Here is a 15,003-nt window from a genome sequence, read left to right on the forward strand (position 1 = left end):
TTCCACTTGCGATTGTTATGTAGTTCCCGTTAATCGAATGAGGTAAGAACGCTTTGAGTCACAAGCTCGCTGAGTTCGGCTTTCTGAGCGGTATATTGCTCCAAAGTAATGCTTCCGCTTGCCAGTCTGGCATCAAGCTGCTGGGTTAACTGGGCTACCTGCAGGTGAATAACGCTGTCAATATTCCCGCCGTTCTCTACAGCGATATCATGTAAGGACTTCCCGTCATAGAGTGCCTCGTACAAATCCTCGTCAGAGGATTGATTCAGTGCCTCCAGTAATTCATCCTTGTCTGCCACATTGGTAGAAGTGGACCATTTGGCTACTGGAGCGGCCGCTGCGGCTGCTGCAGGCTTGCCCCAGGTGGTTCCTCCAAAGGACATGGCCACAATCATCGTTCCGACAATCATCACCCGTTTAATGTTCATGCGTTTAATGTTCATGTTCATATGTTTTATATTCATCAGTGTCATCCTCACTTTAAGTGTAATGTTATATCAATCAAGGGGCGTAGGTTACGGCAATTAGAACTTTAGCTTAAGCTTATTGTAAACGGTGAAGCTGAGGCTAAGCTTAAGTCTGGTTTAAGATAACCTAAAAATTGGGCTCCTGACGAATACTACGTTTAAATTGGCAAGCGGGTTCGTTTTTTTGGAAGCAGGCAAGGGTTTTGGTCAAACAGGCGAACAAAGGTATACTACAATTAGAACAATTGGCCAAGAAATAATTAAACCGGAAGCGGGAAGGTGAACCGAAGATGGCTAAAAAAGTGCTTGTTGTCGATGACGAGCCGGGCATTGTAAGTGCGATTGCCTATGCGCTCCGCCGTGAAGGTTATGAGGTGGACACCGCCGCTGACGGCCAAGAGGCGCTTGATAAGGTGTTGACCTTCCGGCCGAATGCCATGGTGCTGGATGTGATGATGCCGAAGCTGAGCGGATACGATGTATGCCGCAGGCTGGAGAACCGGAAGGACATCGGGATTATTCTGTTAACCGTCAAAAATGATATCGTTGATAAAATCGTCGGCCTGGAGCTGGGCGCGGATGATTATATGACCAAGCCGTTCGAAATCCGTGAGCTGCTGGCCCGTGTCAAGGCGCTCTTGCGCAGGCTGGACAAACAAGGCGGAGAGACTCCGGGCGAGATTATCGAATATGGGGCGCTGCGCGTGTATCCCGGACGGCGAAGCGCCGAGCTTGACGGGCAGCAGCTTGAGCTGACGCCAAAGGAATTTGATCTGCTGCTTCTCCTGCTGTCCCACCCGCAGCGTGTCTATATGCGCGAAGAGCTGCTGGAACAGGTATGGGAAATGGATTATGCCGGAGGTACACGTACGGTGGACATCCACATCCAGCGGCTGCGCAAAAAGCTGGGCGAGCCGTACCAGAATGTGCTGCAAACCGTCTATGGGATCGGCTATAAAGCCATTCCTGCCGGGAGTTACCCATGAGGATCAGCATCAAGCTGAAATTCAGCCTGTTCCTGGCCGTACTGCTCATTCTGGCTGTAAGTGTGCTGAGCTATTTTGTGCTGCAAGGTGTAGCCAGGAACCAGCAGCTGCAGGCTGAAGACTACCTGGACCAGCATGTCAAAACAGTGAATCTGCGGGTGAAGCAGACATATTATACGGGTGCCCGTCTCAAACCGCAGGCATTCATGCAGCAGCGGGGCAGATCGCTGGCTGTTGAGCTGGCCGGGTTCACCGGCCTGGAAGTCACACTTTACGATGCGGTGGGGCAGATCGTTGGCAGCTCGGTCCAAGGTGAGACTGACCCGGCAGGGCAGGATGTCTCCGGTGCGCTGGCCTATGCGTTGCAGAATAAAATCGCCTACCAGAACGCAGCGGATGATAAGCTGCTTTATCTGGCTCCTGTGCAAGGACCGGAGAAGCAGATGGGTGTTGTGCAGCTGCAGTATTCGCTGAAGAGCGCCCAAAGCTTCCAGCAAACCTTACAGAACCTGTTCCTGACGACCGGTGCGGCCGTGCTGGTGCTCAGCTTCATCGTCGGCTATCTATATTTCAACCGCGCCGCTGCGGCGATCGGGCGGCTTAAGAAGGCAGCGGAGTCGATCCGCCGCGCCGAATATATTTCTGCTCCACCGGTAAAGCGGAAGGATGAGCTGGGCGAGCTGGCTGAAGGCATTTACTTCATGAGCCGCGAGATTGAGAGCAGCATCGCCGCAAAGGATGAGGAACAGCGCAAGCTGCAGCTGGCCGTCACCAAGCTGCAGGCGCTGGAGCAGCAGCAGAAGCAGTATATCGGCAATATCAGCCATGAATTCAAGACGCCGCTGACCTCTATAAAAGCTTATGTAGACCTGCTGAATATGTATGACGATGATCCCAAGCTGTTGTTTGATGCCAAGCTCAACATTGCCAAAGAGACTGAGCGGCTGTATGAGATGGTTGAGAAGGTGCTGCAGCTGACGGCGCTGGAGAAATACGATTTCGAGTCACAGGCCGAACTGCTGGAGGTGGCTGAGGGCCTGGAGGATATTTGCGGGCGGATGAACGGCAAGGCGGAGCGCTACGGGCTTACGATTACGCTGGATGCCGAGCCCGCCCATATCTGGATTGATAAGGAGAGCTTTATGCATATCTTTATCAATCTGCTCGACAATGCCATCAAATATAATGTTCCGCAAGGGAGCGTTCATCTTCACAGTGAGGTCCGGGACCAGCGGGTATGGATCACCATCAAGGATTCCGGTATCGGTATTCCTCCCGAGGCCCGCGACAAGATTTTTGAACCCTTCTTCACGGTCAACCGTGACCGTTCCAGAGCCTCAGGCGGGACTGGCCTGGGCCTATCCTTGGTGCGCAATCTGGTGGAGAAGCAGAACGGAACCATTACCCTGCTGGAGACTGAAGGGGAAGGGACGGCATTTGAACTGTCTTTTCCGAGGGTCTCTTAATTTACAATTTGGAAACATCCGGAGGCGCTTTGGAAATACTCTTCCGGTATGCTTGGAGCAACTTAAGCGTGTAGGGGGAACGATCATGGCTGCAAAGATAGGCGGAAAGCCGGGTAAGGCGGCGCTGTTTCTGTTGTGCACGGCAGTACTGTTGTGCACGGCGGCTTGCAATACGGGAGAAACGGAGTCCCGGCAGGTCATAGAGAAATCCGGCCAGAAGATCACCGTTCTGGACAATACCAGCGAATCGGTCTACACGAAGCTGGAGCTGGAGGGCATTGACAAGGTGGAGAATGTCCGTGGAATGGATTTTGTCAGTGAAGACAGCCTTGTTGTGGATAAGGAGAATCGCCAGCTTCCTGCGCAGACGGTTGAGGGCCAGAAACGTTATCCGCATAATCTCTATCTGCATAACCTTTCGACAGAGGATGAGACTCCGCTCCTCGAAGGGGAGAAGAATTACGGTTCGGCCCTGCTGTCTCCCGACAAGAAGCATCTTCTCTACAAAGAGTTGGAGGATTTCACCGGCTTTGGCTACATTATGAATCTGGAGACCGGAGTATCCGTACAGGTGGACGATACGCAGTTCAGGAGCGAAGAAGGGAAATGGATTGATAACGGGCAGATTCTTTTTCCCGATATGGAGGGCAATATCCTTAGAGTCGATCTGAATGGTGATCAAGAAATTGTGGTTAAACCCGGTGCAGCGTATGTTCATGAGGTGGTGCAGTCTGGAAACCTGATCTATTATGTCACAGGTGAAGAGGCGGAGTTGAACGCTTACAATACCGAAACGAAGCAATCCAAGACGCTGAAGAAAAGTGTCATGTGGGTCATTCCTTCACCAGACGGGAGCAGGCTGGCTATTGTAAAACGGACCAAGCCGGGAGAGATGGTCCTGGTTCTCTGCGACACGGAGGGCAATGAGCAGTCAACACTGGCTTCGGCGCAGCAAATATTCGGAACCAGCTGGTCCCCGGATGGCAGCAAGCTGGCTTATGCACTGACTGCCGGAAACGCTGCTTCGGGTCAGGACGGTTTATTTATTACCGAAGTGGAAACGGGCGAACAAACACCGGTTCTGGCTGACATTGAAGTGGCCGACCAGCTGCGCTGGAGCCCTTCCGGCAAGAAGCTGCTCGCTTCTTCCGGCATTCTGAAGGATAATGCTTACCAGTTCATAACTTACGTGATTCGGTTAACTTAAAATGAAGGTACGGGGCATCCTGCGGGATGCTTTTTATTTTCTCTAAATCCACACTTGACAGGTTGGTTTAAAGGGGTTTATGATTACTGCAATAATTCACCAGTCATTAAATGAACAGTGAAATAATTACATGAGCCGATTGGACCGCCAAAGGCTCCCGCATGATCTCCCTATGGGGGGAGTGTGCCGGGAGTCTTTTTTTGTTGGCTGATGGAAGGGAAGTAGGGAGAGCATGACGGAAGAACAATGGGAGCAGCTGGAAGAGGCGGATTATCTGTTCCGCAAAATGGTGCGCAGGTTTGTGAAGGAGCGTGACCGTGTAAGTGTTGCGGGGATTACCTTGCCGGGTATGCTGATTCTGCACAAAATCATCCGCGAGGGTGAGCAGCGGCTTGGCGATCTGGCCGGGCAGCTCGATTTCACCTCCGGTGCGATTACTGCACTAAGCGATAAGCTGGAGGCCGGCGGGTATACAGTGCGCAGGCGCAAGGAAGATGACCGCAGAACCGTATTACTCGATATTACAGCCAAGGGCAGGGAAGTGGCCGAGCGCAACAGCAACATTGGGGCCCGATGTATCACGCTTCTGTTCGAGGGCTTCACGGAGGAGGAGCTTGAGCTGCAGAGCCGCTTTTATGAACGGATCATCAGCAATCTGGAGGGATTCTCGGATACGCTGCTGGAGCTGGCGCAGCAGAATGCCGAGCCCCCCGTTCCTGCCAGCCCTGAACAGAAGCCGCCGAGAACCGCGACAGAGAGCAAATATCTTAGTTACTGAGAAAATAATGTCTATGCTTCCGAAGCGAGTTTGTTCGAAGTGACTCAGGAAGTGTATACACACAAAACTTAAACAAATGCTTCCGAAGCGAGTTTTGTTCGAAGCCGATTCAGGAAGCCAATACACACAAAACTTTAAGGAGAGATGATTATGGGACATTCAACAGTTTATCCAACAGGAGCAACAGTGTACAATCCGGCCAAGGCGTGGAGCGGCTATACGGTATTTCAGGCGGGTGAAGAAGGTGTAGTGCTGATCGACATGAACGGCAAAGAGGTTCATCTGTGGCAGGGGCTGCTCGGCTTTCCGGCCAAAATCCTCCCCGGCGGTTATGTACTAGGCAGCACGGGCCGGAGAGATCCGAAGTTTGGCATTCAGGATAATGTGGATCTGGTGCAGGTCGATTGGGATGGCAATATCGTCTGGAAGTACAACAGCTATGAGCATATTGAAGATCCCGGCTATGAGCCGCTGTGGTATGCCCGCCAGCACCACGATTACCAGCGGGAAGGTAATCCGGTCGGCTATTACGCTCCGGGGCTTGAGCCTAAGGTAAGCAGCGGCAAGACATTAATTCTCGCCCATAAGAACCTGCACAACGACATCATCTCCAACAAAGAGCTCCTGGATGACACCATTCTTGAAGTGGACTGGGAAGGCAAAATTATCTGGGAGTGGAAGGCCAGCGATCACTTTGCTGAACTGGGCTTTGACGAAGCGGCCCGTAATGTCCTGTTCCGCGACCCTAACACGCGTTCCTTCGGTAATCTCGGCGGCGGCGTAGGCGACTGGCTGCATATCAACTCTGCATCGTACGTGGGGCTGAACAAGTTCTATGATAATGGAGACGAACGGTTTCACCCGGATAACGTCATCTGGGATGCCCGGGAAGCGAACATCATCGCGATTACGGACAGGAAAACAGGTGCTATTGTCTGGCGGCTCGGACCGGACTATTCTCTCCCTGAAGTGAAGCATATCGGATGGATTATCGGCCAGCATCACGCTCACATTATTCCAAAAGGGCTGCCGGGTGAAGGCAATCTTCTCGTATTCGACAACGGCGGCTGGGGCGGTTATGGTCTGCCGAATCCGGCATCACCTTTCGGGCAGAAGAATGCGGTGCGCGACCACTCCCGTATCCTGGAGATTGATCCTGTAACGTTAGAGGTCGTATGGCAATACACTTCGGCAGAGGCCGGATTCTCAGTTCCGACGGACTCCTATAAATTTTACAGTCCTTATATCAGCTCGGCCCAGCGGCTAGCCAATGGGAACACGTTGATTACAGAAGGATCGAACGGCAGATTGTTTGAGGTTACTCCGGAGTATGAGCTGGTCTGGGAGTATGTCTCGCCATTTACCGACCGCCGAAACACGAATATGGTCTACCGCTCCTACCGGGTGCCGTATGCATGGGTGCCGCAATTGGAGAAGCCGAAGGAAATTGCGATTGAACCAATAGATGTGACCACCTTCAGAGTGCCTGGTGCAGCGCCGAAGGGCTTGGATTCTGTAGTAAGTGTAGCGACAACCCTGCCGTTTGTAGAAGGAGCTGCTTGTGTAGCTACCGCTGATGAGAGCGCTGTTCAGAGAGCGAGATAGATTAATTCCAAAATGAAGAGGTGTGTTTACTTGAAAAAATCCTGGTATGGTTCTGCTTTTCTGCTCTTATCCTTATCTTTCGTAATTTTTATGTCAGGCTGCAGTTCCAAGGGGGATGCCGCCGCGTCTGAGGGATCATCCGTCAGAAAGGAGAAGACCGTGAAAATCAAGATTGCCGACACGAATTCCAATCCGACCTTCCGTGTAGCTCTAAATAAAGGTTTCTTCAAGAATCATGGAATCGACGCGGAAATTGTCAACTTTGGCACCCCCGCAGAGGGTGTGAATGCTCTTTTCATCAAGCAGGTGGATGTATCCTACGGCGCTGATTTCCCGCTGCTGAACGCTGTTTCCAAAGGCGAATATTCGATCATTGCTTCTGCCGGTCTGGCTACCGATCAGGCTGCGGCGGCGTGGAAGCTGTACGTGAGGGATGAGATCCAGAGTGCCGCCGATCTGAAAGGCAAGAATCTTAGCTTCCTGCGCGGAACCTTCCTACCGTATCTGTGGGATGAATACCTGAAGGAGCAGGGCATCGCGTTAAGTGATGTGAAGCTTACCGGGCAGGGGGCTTTTGACGAAGCCTTTATTGCCCTGAAGCAAGGAGATATTGATGCCACCTGGGTCATCGGTTCAGCATTGGAAGATAAGCTGAATGCCTTAGAAGGTGTGCATCAGTTAACTGACATGTCCAAAACTCCAGTGCGGCTGGGTACAGGAATTGTGGCCGGCAATGAGCTTCTGAAGGCAAAGCCGGATGTGATCGGAGGATTCCTGGCGGCTGTTGCTGAAGCGTCAGCCTATGCCCAGGAGCATCCAGATGAAGTGGCGGATCTCATGTACGAGGAAGTGAAGCAGCCGAGAGAAAATACGCTGAAGGATCTGCCTGTTAACCCATGGGAGGTTGGCTTTACACAGGCTGCCTATGACAGCTTGGCAGGCCAGAAGAAATACATGGTCGAGACGGGTATCATCGCACAGGACTTTGACCTGGACAGCAAGCTGAATCTGGAGCCGCTGAAGAAGGCTTTGCCAGATACAGTAACCTACGGCAAATAACATGCTCTTATGAAGCGGGTTCCGAAGCCAGTTCTGACCAAGGCTGACCGAGGAGCCCTATGCTATACAAAACTTTTAGGAGGTGTCCATATGGCCTTAACTGCCAAGCAGAATACCATTCATATCGAGCAGCTTCGCAAAAGCTACAGCGAGCCTGCAGCCGGAGACGTCCATTACATTATCAAAGATGTGAATCTGGTCATTAAAGGCGGGGAGTTTTTTGTTCTGCTCGGACCGAGCGGCTGCGGGAAATCGACGCTGCTGAATATAATTGCCGGGTTTGTCTCCAAATCCGGAGGGAACCTCAGAGTGGATAATGTTGAAGTGGATAGACCCGGCCGGGACCGCGCAGTTGTATTCCAGCAGGCAGACTCCTCCTTGTTCCCGTGGCTGACGGTGCGTGAGAATGTGGAATTTGGGCTGCGGATGAAAAAGACACCGAAGCCGGAGCGGCGCACAATTTCGGACCGCTATATCGGGCTTGTCGGATTGATGGGTCATGAGGAGAAGTATCCCAAAGAGCTCTCGGGCGGCATGAAGCAGCGGGTGCAACTGGCACGTGTGCTTGCGAACGATCCTGCCATCCTGCTGATGGATGAGCCGTTCGGTGCGCTGGATGCGATGACCCGGCGGACGATGCAGAAGGAACTGGTCAATATTTGGCGTGAGACGCACAAGACCATTATTTTCGTCACCCATGATATTCAGGAGGCGCTGCTGCTCGGTGAACGGATCGGCATTATGTCCGTAGGTCCATCCTCCAATATTACGGATATTTACGACAACACGCTCTCCTATCCGCGAGATGTGGCATCACCGGAGTTCTACTCGCTGTACAACCAAATTCAAGGCCATTTCGAAGAATAGGATAGGGTGTGAAGCATGATGAAATGGATAGAGAAAAAATGGGTCTCCGTCACTTTGCTGTGGTTGGCCGCACTGGCGATCTGGCAATTGGGTGCAGTGCTCTATGGACCTGATGTGATCCCCGGACCGTGGGCTACACTTAAAGGCGGGCGGGAGCTGATTAGTGACGGTACCTTGATGAAATATATCGGCATCAGCTTCTACCGGGTGCTGGTCGGCTGGGTGCTGGGCAGTCTGATTGCCATCCCTGTAGGACTTGTAATCGGCAAAGTCCATGTAATCCGTATTTTTGCGGAGCCGTTTCTGAATTTTATCCGTTTTATTCCGCCGATCGCCTTCATTACGCTGTTTCTGGTCTGGTTCGGCATCGGAGAGCAATCGAAGATTGCGCTGATCATGTACGCGACATTTTTTATTGTGGTGTTGAATACGCTGACCGGGGTGGTGTCTGTGGAAGAGGATAAAATCCGTTCGGCACGCAGCATGGGCGCAAGTGAATGGCAAATCCTGCTACATGTTATCGTTCCGGCTACGACCCCGTATATTTTTACCGGCGTGCGTCTGGCGATGGGAACCTCCTACATGGCGATTATCGGTGCTGAAATGATCGCTTCGAACGAAGGCGTAGGCTATCTGATCTGGAATTCGCGGCTGTTTTTCCGCACGGACTGGATTTTTGTTGGGCTGTTCTGCCTTGGGTTTATGGGATTTTTCACCGACCGGTTGTTCAACTGGTTCGGGCGTAAGGTGCTGTATCGCTACGGTGTGGTCAGCGTGGCAGTGCGGAAGCGGTAGCGGTAGCTATTTCCTTCATATTGAATCGTCAAACAACCGCCCGGTTCTCCGGGCGGTTGTTTGATCTTCTATAGTAATGACGAATAGGCGGGGTTACGGGCGGTCAGCCGTTCTTTGGCTCCATATGGAATGGGCCGACAGGACAATAAATGAAGCATACAGGCTGAGCAGGAACCACTCATGAAAATGATAGGCAGGCAATGCAGTCAACAGCAGCCCCACAATATTAAACAGAACAAGCCGCATGACTAAGGATTTGCAGAAAAGGGACAATGCGAAGTTTATTACACTCACGATCAGATTATAAAAATATATAAACAGAAAAATACCGAGAAAATTAAACCCCCAGGAGAACCCCAGCGGGGACTCATCGTTAACTGTCGATACTATACCTGCAAAAACCGCACTAATCCCAAGTGAAAAATATACCGTGTTCAGAAATAGCTCTTTGTATGCTCTGTTCATCTTTGTTCCTCCGGATGATCGGAATCTTACTTTCTGTAAATACTGACGCAGTGAAGTGATATAAGTTTCATCTGAACACTTACACCCGATCCGGACATTTCCAGGATTCGGCGCTGTTTATGCTATAATGGGGGAACATTGAAATTGAGGATGATCGAAAGGGGCAACACCTGATGGAAGTTACTGCGCAAGAGGTTGCGGAGTGGATGGTCAAGGAGATCCAATTTACCGGAACCTTGTACCAGACTGCTGCGATAGAATATGTGAAGGCGAATTTTGGCGAGCAATTTGTATTTGTGAACGAGAACGGAAATGCTTCGCTGTCCAAGGATGTGAAGAAGGCTTTCCGCAAGCTGCATGCCGGAAGGATTGCCTGGGACCGTGACGGCTTCCTGTGGGCGTGGACCTAATTGCGGGAACCCCGAACATATATAAATGAATTCGTGAAAAAGTGACCGTTGCTCTAATAGCAACGGTCACTTTTTTTGAAATAAACAAGCCGGAAACCACAGCCAATCTTACATTTTTGCGGAATTTAGATATATGCAGTCATGCCCTTTTCCTTGAGCAGATCGACGATGTCCTTAACGGATTGTGCTTTGTCCTTGGGGCAGATGAGGACTGCATCCCCGGTATCGGCAATGATAAATCCGTCTACACCTATCGTGGTAATCAGCCGCCCGTTTCCGTAAATGATCGAATTGCGGGTATCAATGCCTATATGGTTGGCTTTAATAATGTTGCCGGACTCATCCGGAGGGAAGATGGCGCCGAGCGCATCCCAACTGCCGATATCATTCCATCCGAATTGGCCGGATAGGACAACGACCTCGTCAGAACGCTCCAGGATTCCGTAATCAATCGAAATATTTTGAAGCAGAGGATAAATGCGGTTAATCGTCTCCGCTTCCTGATCTGTGCCAAGCGCCTCGCTGATCGGCAGCATAGTGTTGTACAGCCGGGGCAGGTAACGTTTGAAATTATCAAGGATTACGGATGTCTTCCAGATGAAAATCCCGCTGTTCCATAAATAATTGCCTGACGCGAGATAACCCTGGGCTTTCTGGAAGTTAGGCTTCTCCACAAATTCAGCCACATCATAGACCGCTACCGGACTTGCTGAGATAGGTTCTTTGTCATAGGCGATGTAACCATAGCCAGTAGAAGGAAAGGTGGGCTTGATACCGATCGTGACAATCCGTTCACTTTCCATGGCTACCGTACAGGCTTCATCCAGCGTAAGCCGGAACTGCGGTTCATCAGTGATATAGTGATCGGAGGGCAGGACGACCATCAAGGAATCCTCTTGGGCCATATGCTGTATAGAGAACGCAGCGAACAGGATACTGGCGGAGGTATTGCGGGCCACGGGTTCAATCAGAATATTGCTCTTCTGCACGCTGCTGTGCATAATGCTCTCCAGCAGCACGGCCTGGGTGCGGTTTGTCACGATGACGGTGTTCTCCTGGGGAATAATGCCCTTGAAGCGTTCAATCGTATCGTTGAGCATGATGTCATTGCCGCTGATATTGAGCAGCTGCTTGGGAATTTCCTGTCTGGACAGCGGCCAGAAACGGGTGCCCCCTCCGCCGGCAAGGATGGTTGCGTATTTATCCATGATGGGTCACCAGGTGGGCGATCGAGAAGGAAATGATGCTTTCCGAGCCTTGATTCAGATTCAGCCCGCTGCTATGAATACCGTCATAGCAAGCCCCGGATTGAGGATCAATCAGCGGCAGATTTAAGGAATTATGCCCTGTGTACCATGAATAGCATAAGTCGGCCTGCTGCAGATAAGACGGGTCCTGAAGCACGGAGGCAGCTTCCCGGCAGGTCAGCAGCATTTCGCAGGCTTCAATTGGCTGCTCGTCGTAGAGAGCCGGCTCCCCGCCGCGCAGCAGCCAGCCGTGGCTGCCGATGGGCTTGTAATAGCCCTCCCGGGCAAAAGTCCGCGAAGCAAGGAAATCAAGGCTTTCTTTGGCTGTATGCTTAAGCGCAGCATTTCCGGAAAGCTTGAAAGCCCTCAGCAGCGCCCAGGGAAGCATGGAATTTCCGTACGTTAGGCTGTCTTCGTACCAGTTCCAGCCGTCTCCCTTGGTGTGGTTATACTGATTATGCAGCCGGACAGCGATGCGCTCAATCAGGCCGGTGATGAAGTCTTTGGACAGAAATGCCTTTTCCTCTGCCGTACTTGGCGTATGGGGATAGGGAAAGGAGTAGGTTAACGCGCCGGGCGTTTTGATCAGATAACTGAGGCCTACGACGGCATAAGCTACGGCACGGGGCGAACCAAGCTTTTCTATATGCGGCAGCGCCTGATTGATCAGATAACGGCAGGTATTCAGCAGGTTGTCTGGCAGGATCGACGAGTAGGAGAGTGCGAAGCCAAGTGCCCAAAGCGTACGCCCCTGGCAATCCTCGGAGCCGTTGTCCTCGAGAAATGAACGGCTATAATCCATGAAGTTCCGGAAGTTGCCCTGCTCATTTTGTGCGTGATGTATGAAGGAGAGATACGTGTGGATCAGGTCGAGCGAGACGGAATCCTGGTCCTTCTTATACAACAGAACCGCTGCAATTAAAGCCCGGGCGTTGTCATCGGTCGTGTAGCCCTTCGAACGGTCGGGGACGCCAAACTTGGTATGCTGGAAAATCCCCGTATCATCGGTTATTCTGTGCATGTAGTCCGCCTTGAACGTTACAGCAACGGAGGTTTGCATCAAATCACACTCCGGTCTGCCAGTTTCGATTGTGAGATTTTTTCCTGGAAAATCGCAGCGTAGGATTTAGCAACTTCATTCCACATCATCGTTTGGCCCAGCTCACGGGTCCGTTTTTCCATGGCCTCCACTTTGGCCGGATCATCCAGCAGTTCCAGGATGCAGTCTTCCAGCGAAGCTGAATCACGGAATTTTGCCAGCAGGCCTCTGCCTTCAGCAAGCATCTCTTCGGCATAGCGGTAAGGGGTGGAAACAATTACTCTTCCATAGCCGACGCCATAGGCAAGTGTGCCGCTTACGGCTTGATCCTTGCCGAGATAGGGGGTCAAGTAGATATCGGACATCACCAGCGACTCAATAACTTCTTCCTGGGTCAACAGCTTATCGACAAAGAGTACATTATCGGACAGACCGAATTCGCTTACGAGGTCCGTCAGTTTTTGCCGGTACACTTCACCTGTTTCCAGCTTGACCACCGGATGGGTTTTCCCCCAGATGATATATAGCGCATCCGGATGCCGCTTCACCACTCCGCGCATGGCCTGAATAGCATATTCAATCCCCTTACCGGGACTTAAAAAGCCGAAGGTGGAGAGGATTTTACGTTCTCCGAAACCATACTGCACTTTTAGCTCCGCTCTAGGAGCTGTTTTTACATAAGGCACACCGTGATGGATACAGGCGATCTTCGAATCCTCGATATTATAGATGGAGGTCAGATCGTGTAGGGTGGATTGGGCCATCGTTACTACCTTGACACTTCCCTTTGCAATCCGGCTGATAATAAGGTGCTGCTTGGCTGTAGGTTCTCTTAATACGGTATGAAAAATAGCTACATACGGCAATTCGAGCCTTTCGATCAATGACAGCAGATATTCTCCGCTTTCCCCGCCGTAGATGCCGAATTCATGCTGGATAACGAGCAAATGGGCGTCTGATTTGTTAAGCTCATCGGCGGCCTCTATATAGTCAGACAACTTATCTTGGTTAATTTCCCTCATAACCTGGTCGCTGTACTGGTATGTTTCATTGTTGTTCATGGCGATGACCCGAGGCGTATTGAAGCCCTGTAGCCCGGTAAATTGATCTAATAAATCCTGGGTAAACGTAGCAATTCCGCATTCTCTAGGCAGGCTTGTAGATAGGAAAACAATGTTTCGGTTGTTGCTGTCATGATTCAACATAAAGAGCCTCCTAAAATTTTATGAATAAAAAAAAGAAAATAAAGAGTTCTTTATTTTCTAAAATGGGAATTGGTATAAAATTTGTCTTCTTCAATTTATTTCCTGCCCACACTATAACATGACCATTTTTTCTTGTCAATTTATTGACTCTCCTCTGTTCTGCAGATATAGTGATGTAGGAGGTGAAGGAATGCCGGTTATACGCAGTAAACTAAGTGAGGTTATGGAGAAACATGACCCCAAATTATCCATCCGCAAGCTTGCTAAAGAGATTAACTACCATTTCGATTCCGTCCGGCGGATGTACAAAGACGAGATGGTGCAGTATCCCCGGGATCTGCTGCTGAAGCTCTGTACCTATTTCAATATCCAGCCCGGTGAATTGATCCGGATGGAAGCGGATGAGAACGATTGGGCGATAGATAAAGCAAATGAATATGAGGAGGAAGGCAATGACAAGGAGACCGTTCAAGACGGCAACCTGTAACGAACTGCTGGACACCTTTTATGCAAGGCTCCGTCATGTGAGCGTGGAGAAACTGGTTTTTTCCGGTGTTGGGAAACGAGATGTATACAATATAACAGCCCCGTTTGTACATGACGGGGAGGAAGTGATTCTGGGAAGAGTTGAGGAACGGGACAGTGAGTTCTCTCAAGTCTTCTTTTTTACACTCCGCGATAGCGTCTGGATACCCCGTGCGCATACACATACCTATAATCTGCAGGACCCCTGTGTAACCCGCATCAAGGGAGAGCTGATTGTGGGCGGGGTTGAAGTGATTACTGCAGGGGATGACCCGCAGAAAATCGTCTCGTGGGTTACGCAGTTCTACCGAGGGTACCGTATTGATTCCATGCGCCACTTCTCGTCCGGGCCGGCAATGATGAAGGATATCCGGCTGATAGAGCTTCAGGATGGCCGGATCGGTGTATTCACTCGGCCGCAAGGAGAGAAGGGCGGAAGAGGGATGATCGGCTTCACGATTATCGATTCGCTGGAGGAATTGAATGAGCAGACCTTTCTGGAAGCTGAAATATTCCAAGATCAGTTTGTTCGCGAGGAGTGGGGCGGGGCGAATGAAGCGCATTTATTGAAGAACGGTCATGTAGGCGTTCTGGGACATATGGCCTGTTTTGACCGCTTAGGAAAAAAGCATTACTACTCCATGGTTTTCTCGCTTAATCCCGGCACGTTTGAAACTACACCAGTCAAAATTATTGCTGCCAGGAGTGATTTTCCAATCGGTCCCGGCAAACGCCCGGATCTTCAGGACGTCATCTTTAGCGGCGGACTGGTACGGGGTGAGCAGGGCCGGGCGGTATTGTCAGTGGGCGTCAGCGATGCCGAAGCATACAGAATTGAACTTCCCGACCCTTTTTTGGAGTATGAGCAATAAACGGGTGAGA

At 51.0% G+C, this 15,003-nt stretch carries 16 protein-coding genes; 11 read left to right on the forward strand and 5 right to left on the reverse strand.

All coding sequences use genetic code 11. The annotated features are described in order from the left end of the window. Positions 1-29 precede the first annotated feature (29 nt). Positions 30-464: a hypothetical protein gene (locus MHI45_RS20280; protein WP_256718147.1), complete on the reverse strand. Its 435-nt coding sequence runs from the start codon at positions 462-464 to the stop codon at positions 30-32. Positions 465-757: 293 nt separating this feature from the next. On the opposite strand from MHI45_RS20280, the gene MHI45_RS20285 reads away from it, so the two are divergent. From MHI45_RS20285 to MHI45_RS20320, 8 genes are all read left to right on the forward strand, one after another. Further along, positions 758-1,453 carry a response regulator transcription factor gene (locus MHI45_RS20285; protein WP_076111536.1) on the forward strand — a complete coding sequence of 232 codons (696 nt, stop codon included), beginning with the start codon at positions 758-760 and terminating at the stop codon, positions 1,451-1,453. Continuing rightward, positions 1,450-2,919, forward strand: a complete 1,470-nt coding sequence (locus tag MHI45_RS20290; RefSeq protein WP_076111538.1) for a sensor histidine kinase — start codon at positions 1,450-1,452, stop codon at positions 2,917-2,919. The genes MHI45_RS20285 and MHI45_RS20290 overlap by 4 nt, the downstream gene beginning before the upstream one ends. An 85-nt stretch (positions 2,920-3,004) precedes the next feature. Further along, a complete protein-coding gene (locus tag MHI45_RS20295; RefSeq protein WP_076111540.1) occupies positions 3,005-4,126 on the forward strand; it encodes a TolB family protein in 1,122 nt (373 codons plus the stop codon). 232 nt (positions 4,127-4,358) lie between these two features. Continuing rightward, positions 4,359-4,904 (forward strand): MarR family winged helix-turn-helix transcriptional regulator, encoded by a 546-nt coding sequence (locus tag MHI45_RS20300; protein ID WP_038584966.1) that lies wholly within the window; start codon positions 4,359-4,361, stop codon positions 4,902-4,904. A gap of 150 nt (positions 4,905-5,054) precedes the next feature. Next, positions 5,055-6,509 (forward strand): aryl-sulfate sulfotransferase, encoded by a 1,455-nt coding sequence (locus MHI45_RS20305; protein WP_076111542.1) that lies wholly within the window; start codon positions 5,055-5,057, stop codon positions 6,507-6,509. 30 nt (positions 6,510-6,539) lie between these two features. Next, positions 6,540-7,568: an ABC transporter substrate-binding protein gene (locus tag MHI45_RS20310; protein WP_144024353.1), complete on the forward strand. Its 1,029-nt coding sequence runs from the start codon at positions 6,540-6,542 to the stop codon at positions 7,566-7,568. 90 nt (positions 7,569-7,658) lie between these two features. After that, positions 7,659-8,435: an ABC transporter ATP-binding protein gene (locus tag MHI45_RS20315; protein ID WP_076111545.1), complete on the forward strand. Its 777-nt coding sequence runs from the start codon at positions 7,659-7,661 to the stop codon at positions 8,433-8,435. Positions 8,436-8,453: 18 nt separating this feature from the next. Further along, on the forward strand, positions 8,454-9,230 hold the full coding sequence (locus MHI45_RS20320; protein ID WP_038598357.1) for an ABC transporter permease: 777 nt from the start codon (positions 8,454-8,456) through the stop codon (positions 9,228-9,230). A 93-nt stretch (positions 9,231-9,323) separates the two neighbouring features. Here MHI45_RS20320 and MHI45_RS20325 read toward each other — a convergent pair whose 3' ends face one another. Further along, positions 9,324-9,695: a hypothetical protein gene (locus tag MHI45_RS20325; protein ID WP_076111546.1), complete on the reverse strand. Its 372-nt coding sequence runs from the start codon at positions 9,693-9,695 to the stop codon at positions 9,324-9,326. 173 nt (positions 9,696-9,868) lie between these two features. Between MHI45_RS20325 and MHI45_RS20330 the strand changes: the two genes are divergently transcribed. Further along, positions 9,869-10,105, forward strand: coding sequence for a DUF6953 family protein (locus MHI45_RS20330; protein WP_038584980.1), 237 nt, complete (start codon positions 9,869-9,871; stop codon positions 10,103-10,105). 125 nt (positions 10,106-10,230) lie between these two features. Here MHI45_RS20330 and MHI45_RS20335 read toward each other — a convergent pair whose 3' ends face one another. Genes MHI45_RS20335 through MHI45_RS20345 form a run of 3 tightly spaced genes read right to left on the reverse strand, consistent with a single transcriptional unit; the run spans position 10,231 to position 13,596 of the window. Beyond that, positions 10,231-11,313, reverse strand: coding sequence for a mannose-1-phosphate guanylyltransferase (locus MHI45_RS20335; RefSeq protein ID WP_076111548.1), 1,083 nt, complete (start codon positions 11,311-11,313; stop codon positions 10,231-10,233). Beyond that, the gene (locus MHI45_RS20340; protein WP_076111550.1) at positions 11,306-12,412 is read right to left on the reverse strand and encodes a glycosyltransferase; all 1,107 of its coding nucleotides are present in this window, start codon (positions 12,410-12,412) and stop codon (positions 11,306-11,308) included. The genes MHI45_RS20335 and MHI45_RS20340 overlap by 8 nt, the downstream gene beginning before the upstream one ends. Next, positions 12,412-13,596, reverse strand: coding sequence for a glycosyltransferase family 4 protein (locus MHI45_RS20345; RefSeq protein WP_076111552.1), 1,185 nt, complete (start codon positions 13,594-13,596; stop codon positions 12,412-12,414). Before MHI45_RS20345 ends, MHI45_RS20340 begins: the two co-directional genes overlap by 1 nt. Before the next feature lie 190 nt (positions 13,597-13,786). Here MHI45_RS20345 and MHI45_RS20350 point away from each other — a divergent pair, with 190 nt between their 5' ends. Further along, the gene (locus tag MHI45_RS20350) at positions 13,787-14,083 is read left to right on the forward strand and encodes a helix-turn-helix domain-containing protein (protein ID WP_052091753.1); all 297 of its coding nucleotides are present in this window, start codon (positions 13,787-13,789) and stop codon (positions 14,081-14,083) included. Continuing rightward, positions 14,049-14,993, forward strand: coding sequence for a DUF1861 family protein (locus MHI45_RS20355; RefSeq protein WP_076111554.1), 945 nt, complete (start codon positions 14,049-14,051; stop codon positions 14,991-14,993). The genes MHI45_RS20350 and MHI45_RS20355 overlap by 35 nt, the downstream gene beginning before the upstream one ends. Positions 14,994-15,003 lie beyond the last annotated feature (10 nt).

The organism is Paenibacillus sp. FSL H3-0321 (assembly GCF_038002865.1).
In the GTDB taxonomy this organism is placed as follows: Bacteria; Bacillota; Bacilli; order Paenibacillales; family Paenibacillaceae; genus Paenibacillus_AQ.

Excerpts from the sequence above, each read along its gene's own strand:
- MHI45_RS20350 (WP_052091753.1), top strand. The coding sequence starts at position 13,787 with ATGCCGGTTATACGCAGTAAACTAAGTGAGGTTATGGAGAAACATGAC.
- MHI45_RS20315 (WP_076111545.1), top strand. The coding sequence starts at position 7,659 with ATGGCCTTAACTGCCAAGCAGAATACCATTCATATCGAGCAGCTTCGC.
- MHI45_RS20280 (WP_256718147.1), bottom strand. The coding sequence starts at position 464 with ATGAATATAAAACATATGAACATGAACATTAAACGCATGAACATTAAA.
- MHI45_RS20295 (WP_076111540.1), top strand. The coding sequence starts at position 3,005 with ATGGCTGCAAAGATAGGCGGAAAGCCGGGTAAGGCGGCGCTGTTTCTG.
- MHI45_RS20325 (WP_076111546.1), bottom strand. The coding sequence starts at position 9,695 with ATGAACAGAGCATACAAAGAGCTATTTCTGAACACGGTATATTTTTCA.
- MHI45_RS20340 (WP_076111550.1), bottom strand. The coding sequence starts at position 12,412 with ATGCAAACCTCCGTTGCTGTAACGTTCAAGGCGGACTACATGCACAGA.
- MHI45_RS20355 (WP_076111554.1), top strand. The coding sequence starts at position 14,049 with ATGACAAGGAGACCGTTCAAGACGGCAACCTGTAACGAACTGCTGGAC.
- MHI45_RS20335 (WP_076111548.1), bottom strand. The coding sequence starts at position 11,313 with ATGGATAAATACGCAACCATCCTTGCCGGCGGAGGGGGCACCCGTTTC.
- MHI45_RS20285 (WP_076111536.1), top strand. The coding sequence starts at position 758 with ATGGCTAAAAAAGTGCTTGTTGTCGATGACGAGCCGGGCATTGTAAGT.
- MHI45_RS20290 (WP_076111538.1), top strand. The coding sequence starts at position 1,450 with ATGAGGATCAGCATCAAGCTGAAATTCAGCCTGTTCCTGGCCGTACTG.
- MHI45_RS20330 (WP_038584980.1), top strand. The coding sequence starts at position 9,869 with ATGGAAGTTACTGCGCAAGAGGTTGCGGAGTGGATGGTCAAGGAGATC.
- MHI45_RS20345 (WP_076111552.1), bottom strand. The coding sequence starts at position 13,596 with ATGTTGAATCATGACAGCAACAACCGAAACATTGTTTTCCTATCTACA.
- MHI45_RS20305 (WP_076111542.1), top strand. The coding sequence starts at position 5,055 with ATGGGACATTCAACAGTTTATCCAACAGGAGCAACAGTGTACAATCCG.
- MHI45_RS20320 (WP_038598357.1), top strand. The coding sequence starts at position 8,454 with ATGAAATGGATAGAGAAAAAATGGGTCTCCGTCACTTTGCTGTGGTTG.
- MHI45_RS20300 (WP_038584966.1), top strand. The coding sequence starts at position 4,359 with ATGACGGAAGAACAATGGGAGCAGCTGGAAGAGGCGGATTATCTGTTC.